Source organism: Rhodoferax sp. GW822-FHT02A01, from assembly GCF_038784515.1.
In the GTDB taxonomy this organism is placed as follows: Bacteria; Pseudomonadota; Gammaproteobacteria; order Burkholderiales; family Burkholderiaceae_C; genus Allorhodoferax.
Genome location: NZ_CP152376.1, coordinates 5,187,326 through 5,208,279 on the forward strand (window position 1 = coordinate 5,187,326; position 20,954 = coordinate 5,208,279).

19 protein-coding genes are annotated in these 20,954 nt (G+C 61.7%); 13 read left to right on the plus strand and 6 right to left on the minus strand.

Annotation, left to right across the window (positions count from 1 at the left end; genetic code table 11):
• The first annotated feature begins 311 nt into the window (after positions 1–311).
• Together AAGF34_RS24510 and AAGF34_RS24515 are read left to right on the plus strand one after the other, a co-directional pair.
• Positions 312–1,943 (plus strand): EAL domain-containing protein, encoded by a 1,632-nt coding sequence (locus tag AAGF34_RS24510; RefSeq protein ID WP_342618329.1) that lies wholly within the window; start codon positions 312–314, stop codon positions 1,941–1,943.
• Complete coding sequence (locus AAGF34_RS24515) at positions 1,940–2,779, plus strand: hypothetical protein (RefSeq protein WP_342618330.1); 840 nt, start codon at positions 1,940–1,942, stop codon at positions 2,777–2,779. The genes AAGF34_RS24510 and AAGF34_RS24515 overlap by 4 nt, the downstream gene beginning before the upstream one ends.
• 24 nt (positions 2,780–2,803) lie before the next feature.
• On the opposite strand, the gene AAGF34_RS24520 is transcribed toward AAGF34_RS24515, so the two are convergent.
• A complete protein-coding gene (locus AAGF34_RS24520; RefSeq protein WP_342618331.1) occupies positions 2,804–4,687 on the minus strand; it encodes an EAL domain-containing protein in 1,884 nt (627 codons plus the stop codon).
• A 174-nt stretch (positions 4,688–4,861) separates the two neighbouring features.
• Between AAGF34_RS24520 and AAGF34_RS24525 the strand changes: the two genes are divergently transcribed.
• Entirely contained in the window at positions 4,862–5,608 is a 747-nt protein-coding gene (locus tag AAGF34_RS24525; RefSeq protein WP_342618332.1) for a Crp/Fnr family transcriptional regulator, read from the plus strand.
• On the opposite strand, the gene AAGF34_RS24530 is transcribed toward AAGF34_RS24525, so the two are convergent.
• Complete coding sequence (locus tag AAGF34_RS24530) at positions 5,597–7,552, minus strand: methyl-accepting chemotaxis protein (protein ID WP_342618333.1); 1,956 nt, start codon at positions 7,550–7,552, stop codon at positions 5,597–5,599. The genes AAGF34_RS24525 and AAGF34_RS24530 overlap by 12 nt on opposite strands.
• Before the next feature lie 59 nt (positions 7,553–7,611).
• Entirely contained in the window at positions 7,612–8,844 is a 1,233-nt protein-coding gene (locus AAGF34_RS24535; RefSeq protein ID WP_342618334.1) for an HD domain-containing phosphohydrolase, read from the minus strand.
• Positions 8,845–9,024: 180 nt separating this feature from the next.
• On the opposite strand from AAGF34_RS24535, the gene AAGF34_RS24540 reads away from it, so the two are divergent.
• Positions 9,025–9,408 carry a translational machinery protein gene (locus AAGF34_RS24540; protein WP_342618335.1) on the plus strand — a complete coding sequence of 128 codons (384 nt, stop codon included), beginning with the start codon at positions 9,025–9,027 and terminating at the stop codon, positions 9,406–9,408.
• 67 nt (positions 9,409–9,475) lie between these two features.
• Here the strand turns inward: AAGF34_RS24540 and AAGF34_RS24545 are convergent, their stop codons facing one another.
• A complete protein-coding gene (locus AAGF34_RS24545) occupies positions 9,476–10,384 on the minus strand; it encodes an OmpA family protein (protein ID WP_342618336.1) in 909 nt (302 codons plus the stop codon).
• A gap of 24 nt (positions 10,385–10,408) precedes the next feature.
• Positions 10,409–10,792 carry a DUF4398 domain-containing protein gene (locus AAGF34_RS24550; protein ID WP_342618337.1) on the minus strand — a complete coding sequence of 128 codons (384 nt, stop codon included), beginning with the start codon at positions 10,790–10,792 and terminating at the stop codon, positions 10,409–10,411.
• A gap of 215 nt (positions 10,793–11,007) precedes the next feature.
• Between AAGF34_RS24550 and AAGF34_RS24555 the strand changes: the two genes are divergently transcribed.
• The 8 genes from AAGF34_RS24555 (at position 11,008) to AAGF34_RS24590 (ending at position 18,952) form a co-directional block, all read left to right on the plus strand.
• Positions 11,008–11,646, plus strand: a complete 639-nt coding sequence (locus AAGF34_RS24555) for an outer membrane beta-barrel protein (protein WP_342618338.1) — start codon at positions 11,008–11,010, stop codon at positions 11,644–11,646.
• 103 nt (positions 11,647–11,749) lie between these two features.
• The gene (locus tag AAGF34_RS24560; RefSeq protein WP_342618339.1) at positions 11,750–12,652 is read left to right on the plus strand and encodes a DnaJ C-terminal domain-containing protein; all 903 of its coding nucleotides are present in this window, start codon (positions 11,750–11,752) and stop codon (positions 12,650–12,652) included.
• 1 nt (position 12,653) lies between these two features.
• A complete protein-coding gene (locus AAGF34_RS24565) occupies positions 12,654–12,968 on the plus strand; it encodes a chaperone modulator CbpM (protein WP_342618340.1) in 315 nt (104 codons plus the stop codon).
• A 30-nt stretch (positions 12,969–12,998) separates the two neighbouring features.
• A complete protein-coding gene (locus tag AAGF34_RS24570) occupies positions 12,999–14,441 on the plus strand; it encodes a TolC family protein (RefSeq protein ID WP_342618341.1) in 1,443 nt (480 codons plus the stop codon).
• Positions 14,438–15,772 (plus strand): efflux RND transporter periplasmic adaptor subunit, encoded by a 1,335-nt coding sequence (locus tag AAGF34_RS24575; RefSeq protein ID WP_342618342.1) that lies wholly within the window; start codon positions 14,438–14,440, stop codon positions 15,770–15,772. Before AAGF34_RS24570 ends, AAGF34_RS24575 begins: the two co-directional genes overlap by 4 nt.
• Before the next feature lie 376 nt (positions 15,773–16,148).
• Positions 16,149–16,901 (plus strand): ABC transporter ATP-binding protein, encoded by a 753-nt coding sequence (locus AAGF34_RS24580; protein WP_342618343.1) that lies wholly within the window; start codon positions 16,149–16,151, stop codon positions 16,899–16,901.
• A complete protein-coding gene (locus AAGF34_RS24585) occupies positions 16,901–18,112 on the plus strand; it encodes an ABC transporter permease (protein ID WP_342618344.1) in 1,212 nt (403 codons plus the stop codon). The genes AAGF34_RS24580 and AAGF34_RS24585 overlap by 1 nt, the downstream gene beginning before the upstream one ends.
• Before the next feature lie 24 nt (positions 18,113–18,136).
• The gene (locus AAGF34_RS24590; RefSeq protein ID WP_342618345.1) at positions 18,137–18,952 is read left to right on the plus strand and encodes a transglutaminase family protein; all 816 of its coding nucleotides are present in this window, start codon (positions 18,137–18,139) and stop codon (positions 18,950–18,952) included.
• 21 nt (positions 18,953–18,973) lie between these two features.
• Here AAGF34_RS24590 and AAGF34_RS24595 read toward each other — a convergent pair whose 3' ends face one another.
• Positions 18,974–19,861, minus strand: a complete 888-nt coding sequence (locus tag AAGF34_RS24595) for a LysR family transcriptional regulator (RefSeq protein WP_342618346.1) — start codon at positions 19,859–19,861, stop codon at positions 18,974–18,976.
• 83 nt (positions 19,862–19,944) lie between these two features.
• Here AAGF34_RS24595 and AAGF34_RS24600 point away from each other — a divergent pair, with 83 nt between their 5' ends.
• On the plus strand, positions 19,945–20,952 hold the full coding sequence (locus tag AAGF34_RS24600; RefSeq protein WP_342618347.1) for a sodium-dependent bicarbonate transport family permease: 1,008 nt from the start codon (positions 19,945–19,947) through the stop codon (positions 20,950–20,952).
• Positions 20,953–20,954: the final 2 nt, after the last annotated feature.

Sequence of the window (20,954 nt, forward strand, 5' to 3'; positions counted from 1 at the left end):
TGACCCGATCAACGTTAAGCAACATTTGTTACGGCTTGAGGCCAACGAATGGGTTGGAGATAGTTCGATCGGATAGGATTTCGACAAATATTTCGCGCCCACTCCGTTAGAACTCACTTCCGTGGATGCCATTGCGCGGTTCAAGGTCGGGCTCTCCATGTGTGGAGCACCTGACGAGCTGAAAGCCTTGCGATCTAAAACCTGCACCGATAGCAGGGTTTTGCGCCACACAGCGCAGACCTGAGCGACATTTGACCCATCTTCGACTGGTGGTACATTGATCGCGGCAAAGCTTGAGGGAGGTTCCCCGAATGGACAATGCGAAGCAGCAGGACAGTCTGTCCCCCGCTCCAGGCGCTTCCACGGGCGAAACACCGCGCTCCACCAGGCACCTGAATATCCGCTACACGGACCGATTGCTTGCCTCGGCGGAAATGTTGCTTTCCTTGCGCGACCCGCAGGTGTCATCGCAGCAAGACACCCTGGCCTTGATCGCGGACCTGATACACGCGGCCACGCACGACGTCCTGACCGGTATGCCCACGCGCAGTCTGCTGCTCAGCAGGCTCGAGCATGAACTTACACGGGTGGCCATTGATGACGAGCAAGTCGGTCTGCTCTTCGTGGACCTGGACAATTTCAAACAAGTGAATGACACGCTGGGCCACGATAGCGGTGACGAACTGCTGTGCGAGGTTTCCAGGCGCCTGCATGAATGCGTCAAACCCGGAGTGGGCTCCATCGTGAGCCGCGTTGGCGGCGACGAATTCGTCATTCTGTATCCCCGTGCCACGATCGAATCGGAAGACGAGCTGGCAGCCCGCATTCTGCAAGCGGTCACCCAGCCAGTCCGGATTGCCGGCAGGGATGTTGCCACCTCGGCCAGCATTGGTATGGCCAGCTGTACCCCAGGGACGCAGACCGCCGAGGAGCTGATGCAAAACGCCGACACGGCCCTGTATGCGGCAAAGGCGAGTGGCCGCAACCGCATGGTGCGCTTCAACGATGAATTGCAGGCGCGCGCATCGCGGCGGATGCAGATCGAATCGGACCTGCGCGTGGCACTGCGCGAGAAACAGCTCTTTGTGCACTACCAGCCGCAGGTAAGTCTGGTGACCGGGCGACTCGTGGGCGTGGAGGCGCTGGCGCGCTGGCATCACCCCGAGTACGGAATGCTGTCCCCGCTGGAGTTCATTCCCATTGCCGAAGACAGTCGGCTCATCGGTGAGCTGGGGCGGCAGGTGTTGCGCTCTGCGTGTCAGCAACTTGCTGCGTGGGCGGTGGCGCTGCCCGGGCGGCCGCTGTCCTTGACCGTCAATGTTTCACCGCGCCAGCTGGGCGATCCCGACTTCATCACCGAGGTCCAGGCGATCCTCAGACAGACCGGCATCAACCATTCATCGCTGTGCCTGGAGCTGACTGAAAGCGCCTTGGCCAATCAGGATGCAGAAATCCTGGCCTCGCTCCACCGCTTGCACGAAATGGGCATTTATGTGGCATTCGACGACTTCGCCACCGAGTCGTCCTCGCTGGCCCGGCTGCGCGATCTGCCGATCGAGGTCCTGAAGATCGACAAGTCGTTTATTGACGGCCTTCCCACCGAGCCCGGAGACACCGCCGTGGTCTCATCCATCCTCAGCCTGGCGTTCGCCACCGGCAAGCATGTCATTGCCGAAGGCATTGAGCGGATTGAGCAGGCGCTTGCGCTGCGCAGCATGGGATGCCATGTGGCGCAGGGCTACCTTTTCTCCAAACCGGTGGACGCCGCATTGATCGTGCCCATGATGGATTCACCGCTGTGGCAGGCACCCGTGAGCTGGGGCGTTCAATCCGGCACGACCGCCTCCGCCAGCCTGACGCGCCGTGCACACCCGACTTTCATCGAAGAATTTCTGGACCAGATCGGCGTGCCTATGGGGGTCAAGACGGGGAACGCGACATGATGGCGTTCATCATCGGCATCGGCAATCTTCTGGTGGGCATGGCCTATGTGACGCTGGGCCTGCTCAGCACTTGGGAGGCAGCAAGCCAGTACCGGCGTCGCGGCTTGTCGCGATTTGGCATCGGCTTTTCGCTCATGGCGGCAAGCTGTGGACCACACCATCTGGTACACGGCTGGTGTGTGTTGCAGGGCGGCATGGTCTCCACGCCCATGCTGGTGGTGACGCTGACGGGCCTGCCCGCAGGCATCGTATTTTGCTGGCTGCGCGCCGAGGCAATGCGGGGCGGCCGCGGTGACCGCGCGGTGCCTGTCAATGGCTCGGTGATGGGGGGCGCTGCCATTGCGTCGCTGGTTGTCGTGGGTCTGCTGGCAGGTTGGGCCATGGCCACGCCCCCAGCGCCTGAGCTGCTCCTATGCACCACGGAAGGCATACGGTTGTGGCTGGGCGGCCCGGGTGCCACCCTGGGCCCCATGCTGGTGATGCTCAGCAACTTATGGGTAACCTTTACTTACTCGATGGTAGGTTGGTACCTGGGCGACACGCAGATACGGCGCTTCATTTCCACCCACACCTGGTCACTGTCAGGCCTGGCGCTCACTGCCGTCTTTCCCTCTTGCGCGGCCATGCACCTCATCCTGGCATTGACCAACGGCCAGCAAACCAGCACCTTGTTTTTCGACCTGATTGGCGTTCCCGCTTCGGTCTATTTCCTGTGGGTAGTCAAGCAGCTGCATGCCGACGCCGCCATGGACTGGAATCGTCGCCCACTGGCAGGACTTGCCGCGTTTCCCAACCGTCCTTCACCCTGGAGCGAATCCATTGCCGACGAACGTTAAGTTTCAGTAGCTAACCGATTTCACTCAACATATCTGCAGTGAATCCACACCGCGTCCATGTGCACCTTCGTACGCCGCAAGGAACCGGGCTTGTAAATCGGCAGATGGCATGGGCCGGGCATGGAAATAGCCTTGCACTTCATCACAGGCATTGATCTGCGTGAACTCGGCTGCGGTTTCCACGCCTTCGGCCACCACCTCCAGCGAGAGGCTTCTGGCCAGGGACACGATGGCATGCACGATGGCCCGGTTAGCGGGCAAGGTGTCAATCCCCCGCACGAAGGACTGGTCAATTTTCAGACGGTCAAAAGGAAAGCGCTGCAGATAGCTGAGGTTGGAAAAGCCGGTGCCAAAGTCATCGATGGCGAGCTTGACGCCAATGCCCTTGAGTTCGCGCAAGGTGTGCAGGACTTCATCTGCGTGGTGCATCGCGACGTTCTCAGTCAACTCCAGCTCAATGCAACCAGGGTCCACGCCCGTTTCCACAATGGTGGCGCGCACCGTGTCGATGAAGTCCTCGCGGCGGAACTGCACGGCCGAGATGTTGACGGCCATGCGCAGCGGCAGCTTGTGGCTGGTGTGCCAGGCACTCTGCTGCTGACAGGCTTCCTGCAGGACCCACTTGCCGATGTCAACAATCATTCCGCTGTTCTCTGCGATTCCGATAAATGCTGACGGCAGCAACAGGCCTCTACGCGGGTGTTGCCAGCGGACCAGGGCTTCGACACCGACAATGGCGCCCGTGGTCACGCTCACCTGCGGCTGGTAGTGCAGCACCAGCTCCTTGCGTTCAATCGCGTGGCGGAGTTCCGCCTCCAGCGACAGGTTGTCGGTGGAATGCATGGACAGCCCGGGCCGGTAGATGCGGTAGGCATTGCGGCCACTCACCTTGGCCTCGTACATGGCAGCGTCGGCCTTTGCCAACAGGTTGTCACTGTTCTTCTCGTCCGTCGGGTACACGGAGAGCCCCAGGCTGACGGTAATGAATACCTCGCGGTCCAGAATATTGAAAGGAGCCGCAAAGGATTCCACGATCCGTTGCGCGGTGATGTTGGCATCGCTGGCCAGCTCCAGGTTCTGCAGCAGCACTGCAAACTCATCACCGCCCAGACGGGCCACGGTGTCATTGCCGCGTATGCAATTGCCCAGCCGCTCGGCAACGGCCTGCAGCAGAAAGTCGCCAAAGCGGTGCCCCATGGTGTCGTTGATCTGCTTGAAGCGATCCACGTCGATGAACATGACGGCAACCAGCGTGTTGTTTCGATCGCACTCCCGGCAAGCCATCTGCAGGCGGTCGTTCATCAGCATGCGGTTGGGGATTTGCGTCAACTGGTCGTAATGCGCCAGGTAGTAGAGCTCCGCCTGTTTGCGCTGGGTGATGTGGTTGAGCAGGTCGTGCCCGTTTCCCACGCCCAGGTATCTGTCGTTTAAGGTCACCACAAAACCGCTGACCATATGGCGCATGCCGGCGTCGATGATGATGGCTGCCACGTCGTCAATGCTGGTAGCCGCATCCACCACAATCGGTTGCATGTTGATGAACTCGACCTCTTCCCCGAGCTGATCGAGCCGCTTCTTTCCAAAAAGCTCGTTGGAATACAGGCGACTGAAATACTCGATATAGGCGTAGCGCTCGATCAGCGCATAGGGCCTCTCCTCGTCGTCGACCACCGGAAGCGCTGCAAGGTCTTCGTTTTCAAGGAACAGCTTGAGCACTTCGCTGCAGAGCATGGAACCCTGTACCGGTGTCAGAACCTGGTGCAACTGCCTCACGGACGGAGGCTCTTGCATTGATTTGGAATTCAGATAGGCATTTCTTCCACCGCCTGCATGGAACGGACCAACGTGCGCCAACTTGATAGACGCAGCGCTGAACCAGGCAGCGGCGCCGGATTCTGATTTGAGCATGGATATTCCCGTGTGGCTTGAGTGACAAGCTTTGCAGAAAGTCATTGCATTTCCGTGACAGGGAGCCAACTTCGGCTGGCTATTCGCACTACCGAAGGCAATGCCTTTGGGTCAGGAGTACCATGGGAGCATCCCGTATAGCAAAACGGACGCTCGAAACCTAATAAAGTCTATTTGACCAAAGCACTTCCCCACACCGCCCCCGATCCCCGCCTCAACCAGATCCTTGCCGCACTGCCAGCGGCAGACTATGCGCGACTGCTACCTGACCTGGAGCGCGTGCCCTTGCCTCGACGATGGACCATGTCTGAGTCTGGCGACCATGTCAACTATCTGCACTTTCCCACCTCCGGCATTGTTTCCTTGATCTATGCACTCGAAGATGGTTCATCCAGCGAGATTGCGCTGGTTGGCAACGAAGGGCTGATCGGCATCTCCATCTACATGGGCGGTGACAGCCTTCCTTCCAGCACCGAGGTGCAATGCGCCGGAGAGGCCTACCGCCTGAGCCGCAAAGTCATGAAGCACGAGTTCGCGCTGGGCGGCAAGCTGCAGCATCTGGCGCTGCTGTACACGCAGGCACTGATCGTCCAGACATCGCAAATGGCGGTGTGCAACCAGCACCATTCGGTGGAGCAGCGTTTTTGCCGTTGGGTTCTGATGACGGTAGACCGGCTGCAGGGTGACAAGATGGCCGTCACCCACGAACAAATCTCGCTGCTGCTGGGTGTCAGGCGTGAAAGCGTCAGCCTGACGGCTGCAGCGCTGCAGAATGACGGACTGATCTCCTGCGCCCGCGGCAGCATCACCGTGGTGGACCGCGCCCAACTCGAAGAGCGCGTGTGCGAATGCTATCTGGCCGTCAAGCAGGAATGCGAGCGCCTGCTGCCGCCCCAGCACACGCCGAAGTCAGCTGCTTAGGTAGGTCGTTCCGACCGAAGGTGGCAACCGAAAAATGGACACAACGTCCACCAGTTCCTTCGCCTGAGACTTGAGACTGACGGCGGCAGCGGCGATCTGCTCCACCAGCGCCGCGTTCTGCTGCGTCACCGAATCCATCTGCTTGACCGCTTCATCCACCTGCGACACGCCGGTGCTTTGTTCGCTGCTGGCCGTGCTGATCTCGCCCATGATGGCGGCCAGACGCGCAATGGTCTGGACGATTTCCTGCATGGTGGTGCCGGCCCGGTCCACCAGTTCGGTTCCCTTTTCCACCCGCTCCACACTGGCGGTGATCAGCATCTTGATTTCCTTGGCAGCCTCCGCGCTGCGCCCTGCCAGTGACCGCACTTCGGACGCCACCACCGCAAAGCCGCGGCCCTGCTCACCTGCGCGCGCGGCCTCCACCGCAGCGTTGAGCGCCAGGATGTTGGTCTGGAACGCAATGCCGTCGATGACGCCGATGATGTCGCTGATCTTGCGGCTGGATTCGTTGATGCCACGCATGGTGTCCACCACCTGCCCCACCACCTCTCCACCATGAACCGCCACGCTGGACGCATGTATGGCCAACTGATTGGCCTGCTGCGCGCTGTCCGCGTTCTGCTTGATGGTGGAATCCAGCTCTTCCATGCTGGCCGAAGTTTCCTCCAGCGCGCTGGCCTGGCTTTCGGTACGCGCAGAAAGATCCTGGTCTCCTTGTGCGATTTCCGAGCTGGCAGTGGCAATACTCTCAGAACCGTGGCGCACCCGGGCTACCACGCCTGCCAGGTGGTCCCGCATCTGGGTCAATGACAGCATCAGTTGTCCCAGCTCATTGGTTCCGCGCACCGGAACGGCCACGGTCAGATCCCCCTCGGCCACGGCCTTGGCCACTGCTACGGCCTCATGCACCGGGTCGGTGATGCTGCGGATGAACGCCATGGACAGTGCCACGGCCCCAGCGCCACACACCAGCAAGACCAGCAGCACCAGATAGGTCCGACTCTGCAATTGGCTTGCATTGGCTTCCAACCGCTCGGTCAACGCTTTCATGGCCAAGGCATTGAACTCGAACAAGCCATCAATGGTGCGCGTGAACTCGTCGAAGTAGTCGGTTGCGGCCAGCTTGACTTCGCTGGCACCTATGACTTCCTTGCTCGCCAGGTCCAGTGCCTTGTCCACAGCGGCGCTGCCGGCATCCGCGCTGGACTGCAGCGCGCTCTTCATGTCGGGATTGGTGTCGGTGGCTTTCTTCAGGTTGCGGAACATGTCGCCCTGCAACTGGCGGGCGCGATTTTGCAGGCCGGTAAGTGTCGTCTTGCCCTCCGGGGGTACGCTGCCCAGCGTAAGGAAACTGCTGCCTTGCGCCCGCATGACGCCCAGGTTTTCGGATAGCCACGGCATGTTGACGAGTGAGGCCTGGATCAGGAAGTAGGTATCCACATTGGGGTCCAGGCTGAGGCCAAACTCATCAATGAGCTGCTCACTCAGCAGTAGCTCACCTGCTACCAACTGGGTGTGCAACTTGGTGCTCTCGGGAGCCTTGAGCTCCTTGCTGGAGACGCCTTGCTCGACCGAGGACCACGCCTTGCGCAACTCTTCCCAATGACCCATGACTTTCGGCGACGCCCCCACGCCCTTGAGCTCACCATCCAGTGCGGACATGGCGGCCGCCACCTTGTCACGCATGGCCGGTCTGCGCGCGGCCAGCGCTTCGTTACCGCTCAGCATGGCTGCCGAAAGGCCTCGGTGCGACTGGGTGAACTGCACCAGATGGTTGAGCAGGACCAAGGACTGTATGCCGCGGGCCTCTGTCTGTGCAGCACGGGTGTCCTGCAACGAACGGTTGAAATACAGAGTGGTTGGCAGCAGGACCATCAGGATTGCAATGGTGCCCAGAATGGCAAACTTCTGTGCCAAGCCCAGCCTATGTAGCAGCTTCATCTTGTATCTCCCTCATTAAAATTTTTTGATCTGCCCGTACGCCCGGGGCGATCAAGCCGTCAACGCTCGCCGGATATCGCGACCTCGTGGCATTCAGCCAGATGGGTTTCAATTGCTTCTACAACGCTTGCATCCAGCTTGCCGTTCGCGGCCTGCTCTTTCAGTATCAGCAGGATTTCTGCCGGCGGCAACGGGTCGCGGTATGGGCGTCGTTGGGCCAGAGCCTGGAATACATCGGAAGTGGCAATGATGCGGCTCTCCAGCGATATTTCGCCGTTGGACTTGTGGTACGGATAGCCGCTGCCATCGATGCGTTCGTGATGCTGCCCGGCCCACAGTGCAATCTCCTCCAGACCATGGATGTTCTTGAGGATGTTGTAGGTATCGAAGCTGTGTCGCTTGACGCTGGCGTACTCCAGCAGCGTGAGCTTGCCCCGCTTTTCCAGCAGCTCATCAGGCACGCGCAGCTTGCCCAGGTCATGCAGCAGGCCAGCAAGTTCCAGCATTTCGCAGGTGCGCTCCGGCAGCGCAAACATCTGCCCCAGATAGCGGGCTAGCGCAGCCACACCTTCGGAATGCTTGCGTGTGAAGGAGCTCTTGGCATCGACTATGCGAGAGAAGACACGTACCAGACTGCGCAGCACCTGGAAGTCGATCTCCACATCGTTCGACTCGAACACCCAGCGCGCCACATAGCCGCTGACATGCTCGCTCTCCAGCGCGAACCAGAACCCTTCCTGGGTGGACACCGCCATGAAGCAGTCCACCAGAAGGGGATGGAACCAATCGTCCCGCTTCTCCAGAATGCGGTTGCGCACCGTGTCCTTCAGCAGCAACAGGTTACTGGACGTGCCGCGCGCATTCAGGCACGCAATATCGATGCGGTCAGCAAGGTAGATGCAGTTGGCAGCCAGCTTGTCTTCTTCGGAGAGTTCAATGCCCTTGAGCTCCTCCCAGTGCGTGTGGTGGTAGCGCACCATATTGCCCAGCGGGTTCAGCAAATTGCAGGACGCGATGAGCTCGGCACCAAGAATGCAGTGCTCTGCCTCGTTCTCCCACTCAAACTGGGCCAGACGGGCATGGATCTGGGTCTTGGAAACACCGCAATCGTGAAGAATGGCGCCCTGGAACAGGTCATCCAGACGACGCCGGCTCCAGCCAGCGTACTTTGCAATCTCGGCGGCGATGTAAGCGACTCGTTTCCCGTGATGGATATGCGTCACGCCTACCAGGTCCAACGCATCCGACAGGGAGTAGATGGCCTCATGCAAATTGATCCGAAAGCTCGACAAAATTTCTCCCGTAGAGGCGTTACTGTACAAGGCAGTTTAGCGATTCGGGCCGGAAATGTCCCTGCATTCTTGACTTGGATCATTGCAATGTGTGTATGTGCGAGCTTTCGGGTGCTGGCGAACACACAAACCACCTCTACAGGAGCATGATGAAAACGACAATTTCGCAAGGAGAGCAACATGTCCCACTATCACGCTGTCGTCTGGATCGACCATGAACAGGCCCACATCATGCACATCAGCCCGGAGGATGTAGAAAAGTCCGTCGTCCAGCCCCATCATCCGCACCACAAGGTGCACTCCACTGCTGGCACTCTGGGCGACGGTCGCGCGCCAGCCGACCAGGACTACTACCACCGCGTCGTGCAAGCCTTGGCAGGCGCCACCGAAATCCTGATCGTGGGCCCGGCCCAGGCCAAGCTGCAGCTCATCAAGCACATCCATTCCCATGACGCAGGTCTGGTTGACAAGATCGTTGGCGTAGAAAGCATTGACCATCCCACCGACGGTCAGCTGGTGGCCTATGCGCGCAAGTACTTCCAGAAGAAGGACCAGATGATCTAGAGCCGCCCACAACGCAAAAAGCGCCCCGCTTGCATATCCTGCAAGCGGGGCGCTTTTGCTTTTGGGGCTAGCGGGCCTGGATCGCGCCGGTCTCGTCTGACAGCGATATCTCCACGCGCCGGTTGAGCTGGCGGTTTGCCGCTGTGTCGTTGGCAGCCACAGGCATGGCTTCTCCCTTGCCGCGGATAGCAATGCGGTCGCTGGCGATGCCCATTTCCAGAAGACCGGTGCGCACGGCATTGGCACGGCGTTCCGACAATTCCTGGTTGTGTGCCGTGGTGCCGGTGCTGTCGGTAAAGCCCTCGATCAACACCTTGCGGTTGGGGTTCTGCTGCAGCAGCGTGGCCAGCTTCTGTGCGCTGCGCATGCCTTCGGCATTCAGGCGCGCCAGGTCGGTTCCAAACAGTACGTCACCCAATGTGATGACGATGCCGTGGTCGGTCTTCTTGGCGGCCAGTTCATTGAGCTGCGCCTGCAGCTGCGCATTGCGGTCCTGCGCATTCCTTGCCGCAAGCTGTGCCGCCGCAGCATCGGCCTGCGCTGTCTCGGTGATTTGGCGCGCGCCATTGGCATCCATCTGGGCTTGTTGGGCCAGCAACTTGGCGCGGTCCGCTTCGGCCGTGCGCTGGTTCAGCAGCATCTGGTCGCGCTGCTTGCCCGCATCGGCGCTTTCCGCTTCAGCCGACTTCTGCTTGGTCACTTCCCATGCCAGTGCAATCTTCTGCTTGGCAATATAGGTCAGCTTGTCGACCTTTTCCTGGCTGTCCTTGTGGTCAGCCGACGCGTTGGCCTGGGCCAACGCGTCGCCAGCCTGTTGCAGTTCCAGCGGTGCATAGGTTGCGGCCTTCGGACTGGACTGGACGACGCGGTAGTCTTCGCGTGCCTGGTCCAACAGGCTGGTCAATGGGGTGGTACTGCAGGCCGCGGCCAGCAGGGAGGCAGCCAGCAGGCTGAGTGTGAGGTGGTAGTTTTTCATAGTTGTTTCCTTGGGGTTTAAGCACTATTTGCTATTGCGTTCCAGCTCTTCGCGCAGCACGCGGATGTCGTCCTGCAGCGCGTCGGCCTGGGCCCGTGCCTTGGCCGAGTCAGCCTTACCTTGCGCCAGCTTGGCGTCGGCCTGGGCTTGGCTGGACAGGCTCATGGCCAGCTTGTAATCCTTGGCCGCAAGCGCCTTGTTGGCCAAGGCCAGCTTGTCGCGTGCTGCCGTCATTTCTGCGGGTGCATATTCCAGCGCACCGGCGCCGCTGGCACTGGTCACTGCCGCATTGGATACGGCCACATCTGCCGTAGCGGGCGCCTTCATGCTGGTGCAGCCCACTGCCAGCAGGATGGCCATTGCGCTCATCACGGGGGCTGCCCAGTTTCTTACTACATACATAGTCATCGTGTTTCTCCATGGATCTGATGGGCCCCGGTGAAGTCACAGGGGATCCCTGCGTTTGTAGGTGTTAGCTGCATGCACGTCCGTGCGCTGGCGCACCGGCCACCGGATTAGCGTGGACAACCTATGCCAATGCGCGCTGACGCACAGATGAAAGGCTGTAACAGGAACACATTCGCAGGGTGTTCTTCAACTACAACCCACAAGGAATCAGCACCATGCTCAAACTCCAACACCTCAACACCTTCTCGCTACGCATGCTGCCCGCCGCCGCACTGGCTGTTGCCGCACTTGCAAGTACCGGCACCGCACTGGCACAGCAGACCTACAAGCCCGCCGGTCCTGCCGCCTCCATGCTCACACCCGGTGACACCTATGTCTCGCTGAGCGCTGGCACTGCCGACCTGTCACGCCCCATCACGGCCTTCGGCCTGTTCGGTGGCAACCAGCAAGGCCAGGCCTATGGCGTGGCCATTGGCAACTACTTTGCCAACCACAACTACGGCGTGGAACTGGGCTACACCGACTTCGGCAAGGTCAACCGCTACGGTGGCAGCACCAAGGTGGATGGCATCAACCTGAGCCTGATTGGTCGCATGCCGCTCAATGCCAGCTTCAACCTGCTGGGCAAGGTCGGCACCACCTATGGCCGCACCGATGTCTCCACCGATGCCGCCAACAGCAATATGGCTGGCGGTGAACGTGGCTTCGACTGGTCTTACGGCATTGGCGCCGAATTGCTGATCACACCGCAGTGGTCCGCCGTACTCCAGTACGAGGAGCATTTCGTCAAATACCCCACCACGGGCAGCGAACGGGTGAGCGACACCACCCTGGGTGTGCGTTACCACTTCTAAGCCACCAGGAACCACCTGATGTGCTGCACACCCTGCACCGGAACAGTGTTGTTCCGGTGCAGGGTGTGTACCTGCGTTTGCGCTACTTCACCAGAGCCATTGCATGAAATACGTTGACTACTACGCCGCGCTGGGGTTGCCCCGTGATGCCGATCTGGCTCAGATCAAGAAAGCGTATCGGGCGCTGGCCCACCAATACCACCCGGACGTCTCCAAACACCCTGAGGCGGAAGAGAAATTCAAGAATGCAGCCGCTGCCTACGCCACGCTGAAGAACCCGGAAAAGCGCGCCGCCTACGATGCGCTGGGCCCCCAGGTGGAGGGTGCGGACATGGATGCGCCGCAGCACGCACAGCGCGGCGCGCATTTTGAGGACATGGACCTCTCGGACTTTCTGGACAGCCTGAGCAAAGGTGGCATGTTTGGCGAACGCCATAGCCGCGCACGTGGACCACAACGCGGCCAGGACATGGAAGACACGGTGCTGGTCAGTCTGGAGCAGGCCCTGCACGGGGCCACCATGAACATGGTGCTCGCCGAGAACGGTGAGCGCCGTGAACTGGAAGTCACCATTCCTGCGGGTGTGCGCGCCGGGCAAAAACTGCGCCTGCGCGGCAAAGGTGGGCGTGGCCACAACGGAGGGGCCGATGGAGATTTCTATCTGCACATCGAGTTGACCCCGCACGCGCGCTTTCGGGTGGACCACCAGGATCTGTACTTTGATCTGGCGCTGTCCCCATGGGAAGCCATGCTGGGCGCCGAGGTCAAGGTGCCCACGTTGGATGGCGAAGTGCTGCTGACCGTGCCACCGGGTACCGGCAGTGGCAAGAAGTTGCGCCTGCGCGGACACGGGCTGCCGCTGGGCACTGCTGCCAAGCGCGGCGATATGTATGCGCTGGTGCGTGTGGATGTCCCCAAGCACCTCAGCGCCCAGGAGCAGACCTTGCTCGAAGAGCTTTCGCGCATTTCCACCTTTGCACCCCGCTCCACTTCAACCGGAAATTGACATGAACGCCCCTTCCCTGGATGAACTTGCCCCCTTCAGCGTCAGCTTTGCGGAGCTGTCCATTGCATGCTCCCTGAGTGTTGCCGAACTGCAGGAGCTGGTGGAGTACGGCGCCTTGCAGCCGGTGGACGCAACCCAGGCGGAGCCTGCCTTTGCCATCAGCTATCTGGAGCCCTTGCGCACAGCCGGAAAATTGCGGCTGGACTACGACCTGGATTTGTTTGTGGTGGTCATCGTGATGGACTACCTGAACCGCATCGAACAGCTGGAAACCCAACTGCGCAGTCTGCAGGCCCAAAGCATGTCGGCGCACTGAATGCCCGAACGGCTCTTCGGACTCCTTGCCATGGCCCATCGTCCCGCACGCACGCAAAGCCGACTGTGGCTTGTGGCCGTGCTGGGATTGGCACTGGCCGGCTGTGCCAGCTCACCCACTTCCCCGCGCGAACGCGTGCCTCTGGACGTGCCACTGACATGGTCCACACCCTCCATAGGCCTCAATGACGCGCCCATCAACCTGCCGCAATGGTGGCTGCAGTTTGCCGATCCGCAGCTGACCGATCTGATCACTCAGGCGCTGGACACCAATACCGACATCCTGTTGGCACGCGCTGCCGCACAACAAGCCCAGGCCGCCCGCGACACCGCCGCCGCTGCCACATCCCCCACGCTGAGCTTCTCCACCAGCGCACAACGCAGCTTCACAGGCGATGGTGGCAAGACCGACCTGTTGCAAGCCGGCCTGATCGGCAACCTGGACACGGATATCTTTGGTGCGCAGGGGAGCGCATTGGACGCCAGCACATCGGCCCTGCAAGCCACCCGCATGCGCCTGGGGCAAGCGCAATCCCAGGTAGCCGCCAACGTGGCGCTAACCTACATCAGCCTGCGCAGTGCGCAGGTGCGCCTGTCCATTGCCAGCGACAACCTGGCCAGTCAGCTCGAGACACTGCAAATCACCCGCTGGCGCAATCAGGCCGGACTGATCGGCAATGTCGAAGTCGAACAGGCCCTGGTCGCCGCAGGCCAGACCCGCGCCCAGCTGGCACCGTTGCGCAATGTGCGCGATACCGCCATACACAGCCTGGCCGCACAACTGGGCAAGCCGCCCATGGCGCTGGTCACCGAACTGTTGCCCGTCAGCAGACTGCCGCAGGCACCACCCAACATGCCCACCGGTACGCCGCGCAGCGCACTGGATATGCGAGCCGATGTGCGCGCTGCCAAATTCGAAGTCGACCGATCTCTGGCCCTGGTGGAGCAGGCACGCGCCGCGCGCCTGCCCAAGCTGGCACTGGGTGCCAATCTGGGTGTGGGAGCTGCTACGTTGCAAGCGCTATCCACCAGCGCAGCCGCTGTGGGAGCGCTTGCGCTCAGCCTGACGGGGCCGATACTGGACGGCGGCGCAGGCGAGGTCAACGTGCGCCTGCAGCAAGCCGCCCTGGTACAAGCCCAGACCAATTACCGCGCAGCCGAGTTGCTGGCCTTGCAGCAATCGGAAGATGCCATGGGCACCTTGCGCTCCGACCAGGAGCAACTGGCACTGCTGCAGCAACTTGCGCTGGCAGCGGGTAATGCCGCAACGCTGGCACGGCAGCAGTTTGAGGCGGGCCTGGTGGACTTCCAGGTCGTGCTGGGAACCCAGCGCAGCCTGCTCAGCATCCAGACCAGCCTGGCCCAGTCCTATGCCGACGTCAGCACCGACCAGGTCCATATCTACAGCGCGCTCGGTGGCGGCTGGAACCCCAATGAGCCCGCTGTGGGCGCCACACCGACACCCTCCCCATGACCGAAGAACACACCAGCCCGCCGACCGTGCCCGCCACTGACGCAACGGCCAACCCCATCAACGTGCTGCTGGATGTGGGCACCCTGCCACCCTGGTACCGCCGCGTCTGGGTCTGGTCTCTGGTCGCCGCACTGGTGCTGGGCGGCGGGCTGTGGTGGTACTTGCACAGCCGTGCACTGGCCAAGGCTGCACCACACTATGTGACTGAGGCCGCCGCACGCGGCAGCCTGACGCTGACGGTGCTGGCCAACGGCACCATCCAGCCAACCCGCTCCATCAACATCGGCAGTGAACTCTCGGGCACCGTGCTGGAAGTGCGCGTGGACGTGAACGACAAGGTCAAGAAAGGCCAGGTCATGGTGGTGCTGGACACCGCCAAACTGAGCGACCAGATCCTGCGCTCCACTGCCACGCTCACCGGCTCCACCGCACGCGTGGCGCAAGCCGACGCCACCGTCAAGGAAGCGCGTGCTGCACTGGCGCGACTGGAAGAAGTGGCACGCATATCCAATGGCCGCGTGCCTGCGCGCAGCGAGCTCGACAGCGGCCACGCTACGCTAGACCGCGCCGTGGCCGACGCCGACAGCGCACGCGCCGTGGTAAGCGACTCGCAGGCAGCACTGGCACTGGACCGCATCAACCTGGCCAAGGCCTCCATCACCGCTCCAGCGGACGGCATCGTGCTGACCCGCACGGTAGACCCTGGCAATGCAGTGGCCGCATCGCTGCAGGCCGTCACCCTGTTCACCCTGGCAGAAGACCTCACCAAGTTACGTTTATGGGCCTATGTGGACGAGGCCGATGTGGGCGTGGTCAAGACCGGCCAGGAAGCCAGCTTCACCGTCAGCGCCTACCCGGTGCGCAAGTACCCGGCACGCATCACGCGCGTAGGCTTTGGCTCCACCATCACCGACAACGTGGTGACCTACCTCACCTATCTGGACGTGGACAACAAGGACCTGAGCCTGCGCCCCGGCATGACGGCCAGTGCCAGCATCATCGCCACCAGGCGCGATGACGTGCTGCTGGTGCCCAACACGGCGCTGCGTTTCTCACCCGCCAGTTCCGCTTCCACGCTGGCCGCCGCTGCAGCCAAGGGCGGTGCCTTTGCCAACATGGGTCCGCGCATACCCGGCGGCAACCGCCATGCTGCGGCCCAAGGTGCCAGCACGGCCAGTGCCAAGGAGGTCTGGGTATTGCAGGGCGGCAAGGCGGTCGCCGTGGCGGTGGTGCCGGGCATCAGTGACGGCCACTACACCGAGATCACGGGCGGTGACTTGAAGGTGGGGATGCTGGTCATCACCGACCAGAAAAGCGAGGCCGTCAAATGAGTGGCTTGGTACAGATACCTGACATGGCGGTTGCCAGAGTCGCGGTCGTTTCCGGGGCGTGTGCGTCCGGACTGCGGTCGACGCGGCACTCAGTGCCGTTCGTGTCCCCCGGCCTGCGGCCTCCTCCTTTACCTCACCGCACAGAGCGCCACGCCGCCCGCAGTCAACCACCATTGTTGGCACGCAAAAGGTATTCAGACGTTTCGCACAAGTCGTGTTCGCTGCTACTGGCACTGGGGCGGATGGTGCAGCGAAATAAAGGAGGAGGCCGCAGGCCGGGGGACATTCGCGGAACCGTCTGCCCCAGTGCCAGCGGCATACACATAGCTCTGCAGCCGGTTTCATTCAGCAGCAGCGTCAACAAGGAGTCATTCCCATGACCGACCTGCTAATCCAGCTGCGCCAGGTCACGCGCCGCTACGGCCAGGGTGCGAACGAACTGCTGGCGCTCAAGGGCATTGACCTCGACATCCACGCTGGCGAATTTGTGGCCATCATGGGGCCCAGCGGATCGGGCAAGTCCACTGCGATGAATGTGCTGGGCTGCCTGGACACACCCACCTCGGGCGAGTACCTGTTCATGGGTGCCCATGTGGAATCGCTGCAGCGTGACCAGCGCGCACGCCTGCGCCGGCGCTACCTGGGATTTGTGTTCCAGGGCTTCAACCTGCTGGCGCGCACCTCGGCACAAGAGAATGTCGAACTTCCCCTGCTCTACCGCGGCGACGATGCCGTCGCGCGCCGCACCAAGGCAGCCAAGGCCCTGGAATCGGTAGGCCTGGGTGGCTGGGAGAAGCACACACCGGCTGAGCTCAGTGGCGGCCAGCAGCAGCGTGTGGCCATTGCGCGCGCCATAGCGACCGAGCCTGCCGTGGTACTGGCCGACGAGCCTACCGGCAATCTGGACACGCAGCGCAGCCACGAGATCATGGGCCTGCTGCTGGCACTCAACCGCGACCAGGGCATTACCGTGCTGATGGTCACGCACGAACCCGACATGGCGGCCTACGCGCGACGCATGGTGCATTTTCTGGACGGACGCATCGTCAAGGACGAGGCCAATACCCACCCGACCACCGTCATGCCCACCGACTTGGCCACGCCGTCTGACACAACGAGCACCACCTGATGCTGTTCAACGTCTTCATGCTCGCCCTGCGTTCGGTACAGCGCAATATGCTGCGCTCGTTCCTGACCATTCTGGGCATCGTCATTGGCGTGTCCGCCGTGATCACCATGGTGACGCTGGGCAATGGTGCGACTGCGTCGGTGGCTGCCAAGATTTCCGGCCTGGGCACGAATCTGCTGATGGTCTCGCCAGGCCAGCGCCAGGGTGGCAATGGCGGTGGCGGTGTGCCGCAGTTCACCGAGAACGATGCCCTGACCATAGGTGGAGAAATCGGCGGCGTGCGCGCCATCGCACCGCTGGCGCGTACCTCGGCCACGGTGGTAGCCAACGGGCGCAACTGGGTTACCAGCGTGGTGGGCAGTACCAACGCCTGGTTTGATACCGGCAACTGGGTGATGGCCAGCGGGCGCATCTTCAGTGACGAAGAACAGCTGAGCGGCTCGGCCGTGTGCATTGTGGGCGAGAGCGTGCGCCGCGAGATATTCGGTGGTGCCATCGGGCAGACCGGGCTGGGCCAGCTGCTGCGGGTGAAGCAGTTCTCCTGCACCGTGGTGGGCATTCTGGTGGCCAAGGGCCAGGGCGGCGCGGGCGACCAGGACGACACCGTGGTGCTGCCGCTGCACACCCTGCAGCGCCGCGTCACCGGCAGCCGCAAGGTCAGCATGCTGATGATTTCCATGGAGGAAGGCAGTGACAGCAAGCCGCTTAAGGCCAGCCTGACCCAGCTGCTGCGCGAGCGGCGCAAGCTGGCCGAGAGCGACGACGACAACTTCAACATCTTCGACACCCAGCAACTGGCCGAGACGCTGTCCAGCACCATGGGCGTGCTGACCAATCTGCTCGGCGCGGTGGCTGCCGTCAGCCTGCTGGTGGGCGGCATAGGCATCATGAACATCATGCTGGTGAGCGTGACCGAGCGCACCCGCGAGATCGGCCTGCGCCTGGCCATAGGCGCGCTGGAGCGCGAGGTGCTGCTGCAGTTCCTGATCGAGTCGGTGGTGCTGTCGGCACTGGGCGGGATGATCGGCATCCTGATCGCCACCGGTGCTTCCTTTGCGCTGTCGGGCTACATGGATGTACCCTACAGCTTCGACATCCAGATCAACATCCTGTCCTTTGTATTTTCCGCAGGCATAGGCGTGCTGTTTGGCTACTTTCCGGCCCGACGGGCTGCGCGCATGGACCCGATCGAGGCGCTGCGCCACGAATAACTCTTTACAGAAAGCACCCATCCCATGCTCCATATGAAAGTCGGCTTTGAAATCGAGTTCAACTGCCCTGCCCCCACACCCATGCTGCTGGCCCTGCATGTGCACAGCTCGCGTGCGGCCGACCTGTTGCAGCCCGAGCAACTGCACAGCTATCCGCCAGTGCCCATCCATTACTACCACGACATGTTCGGCAATTACTGCGGCCGCATCGTGGCGCCTGCAGGCCCGCTGGTATTGCACAACGATGCATGGATAGGCGATAGCGGCCTGCCCGATACTTACGCACCCTGGGCTATGCAACTGCCGGTCGAGCAGTTGCCTGAGGACACGCTGGTGTATCTGCTGGGCAGCCGCTACTGCGAAACGGACTTGCTCAGCGAGATGGCCTGGCAGCGCTTTGGCCATGGCCCCATGGGTTGGGAGCGGGTGCAGGCGATCTGCGACTTTGTGCACGGCCATATCGCGTTCGGCTACGAGCACGCGCGCCGAACCCGCACCGCCTGGGAGGCCTACAACGAGCGCCGCGGCGTATGCCGCGACTATGCCCATTTGGCCATTGCCATCTGCCGCTGCATGAACATCCCGGCACGCTACTGCACCGGCTACCTGGGTGACATCCGCATTCCTCCCATCCCCGCGCCCATGGACTTTGCCGGCTGGTTTGAAGCCTATCTGGGCGACCAGTGGTACACCTTCGATGCGCGCAACAACACGCCGCGCATTGGCCGTGTGTTGATGGCCCGGGGCCGCGATGCCTGCGATGTGGCACTGGCCACCACCTTTGGTGCCAACACGCTGCAGCGCTTTCAGGTGTGGGCGGATGAAGTGCCCATGCGGTAAGGGTGCACGCCCGGCCGTGCGTCAGCTCACTTCCTTGAGCACATGCTGCTTGAACGCCAGTGCCAGCGGCGACAGCTTCTTGCTGGCCGGGTGCACGATGTGCCAGGCCGAGGTCAGAGGGAAGCCCTCGATATCGATGACACGCACACCGTGCTCCTTCTGCAAACCATGCAGCGCGTGGCGGGAGACCAAACCCACGCCCAACCCACCCGCGACAGACTCCTTGACCGCTTCGTTGCTGCCCAGCTCCAGGCGCACATCGGGGCGGAACTTCTGCTTGCGGAAGAACTGATCACCGGCCATGCGCGTGCCGGAGCCCTTTTCGCGCAAAATGAAGCGGCGCTCGGCCAGTGCCTGTAAGGGTACCTGCTTGCGTTTGGTCAGCGGGTCGGTGGTGGACGCGATCACCACAATGGGGTTGGGCATGAACACTTCGTCGCCCAAGTCCATATCCACCGGTGGCATGGACATGATGTAGAGGTCATCCAGGTTCTCGCGCAGGCGTTGCACCACGCCGTCGCGGTTGAGAATCTGCAGAGACACATCAATCTCCGGATGCCGCGTGCAGAAGCTGCCGATCAGACGCGGCATGAAGTACTTGGCGGTGCTGACCACGGCCACACGCAGCTTGCCGCGCGACAGGCCCTTGATCGCATCCACGTTCTGGGCAAACCCGTCCCATGCCTGGGCCACGGCGCGCGCCGTGGTGGCCAGCTCCTTGCCCACATCGGTGAGGTAGATCTTCTTGCCCACCACCTCGTACAGCGGCAGTCCGACGGATTGCGCCACTTCCTTGAGCTGCATGGAAGCCGTGGGCTGCGTCACATGCATGGCCTTGGCAGCCGCGCTGACGCTGCCCGTATCGGCCAATGCCAGGAACAGTCGCAGTTGACGGAAGGTGATATTCATAGATTTTTATCTATTCGTGATGGTGTGAGAATCGATTTTACAAAATAACACCAAATTCCTAGGATGCGGGTCAGGAGTAACCCATGCAAAACATTCTTGATCCCGCCATCCTCTTCTTCGTGTTTGGCGTACTGGCCGGCACGGTCAAATCCAACCTTGAAATTCCCCCTGCCATCTCGCGCTTCCTCTCCCTGTACCTGCTGATGGCTCTGGGCCTCAAGGGCGGGTTTGCCCTGTCGCATTCGGGGCTCACGGCCTATGTGGGGCTGAGTCTGGCTGCTGCAGTGGCACTGGCCATCACCATCCCGGTGGTCGGCTATTGCGTGCTGCGGCGGTTTGTGTCCGACTTTGACGCGGCAGCCGTGGCTGCCACCTATGGCTCAGTCAGCGCGGTGACGTTTGTCACGGCGGTGCAGAACCTGGAGTCCCAGCACGTGGCATATGGTGGCCACATGGCAGCGGCCATGGCCCTGATGGAGTCGCCGGCCATCATCATGGCGGTCGTCTTTGCCAATGCGTTGCGGCGCAAGGCTGCACCCGCAGTGGTTGCGCTGGGTGGCGGCGTTGCGGCCCTGGGCACACAACCGGCCAAGGCGGGCATTCCCCTGGGCAAGATCCTGCACGAGTCCTTTACCGACGGCGCGCAATTGCTGCTGCTGGGTGCCATGGCGGTGGGGCTGATCACCGGCGACGCCGGCAAGGCCGCCATGCAGCCCTTCTCCGGCGACCTGTTCAAGGGCATGCTGTCGTTCTTTTTGCTGGACATGGGTTTGATGGCTGCGCGCAATCTGCCCCAGATTAAAGGCAAGTCCCCCGCGCTGATCGCCTATGCCGTGCTGGGGCCACTGGTGCACGCCAGTCTGGCACTGGGTCTGGCGTACCTGCTGAACCTGCCGGTGGGTGATGGCACGCTGCTCATGGTGCTGGCGGCAAGCGCCTCCTATATAGCGGTACCCGCGGTATTGCGCTACGCGCTGCCCGAGGCCAACCCGTCGCTGTACTTCGGTCTGAGTCTGGGCGTGACGTTTCCGCTGAACATACTGTTCGGCATACCTGTCTACGCAGCGTTGGCGCAGGCTGTGTTGACCTGAAC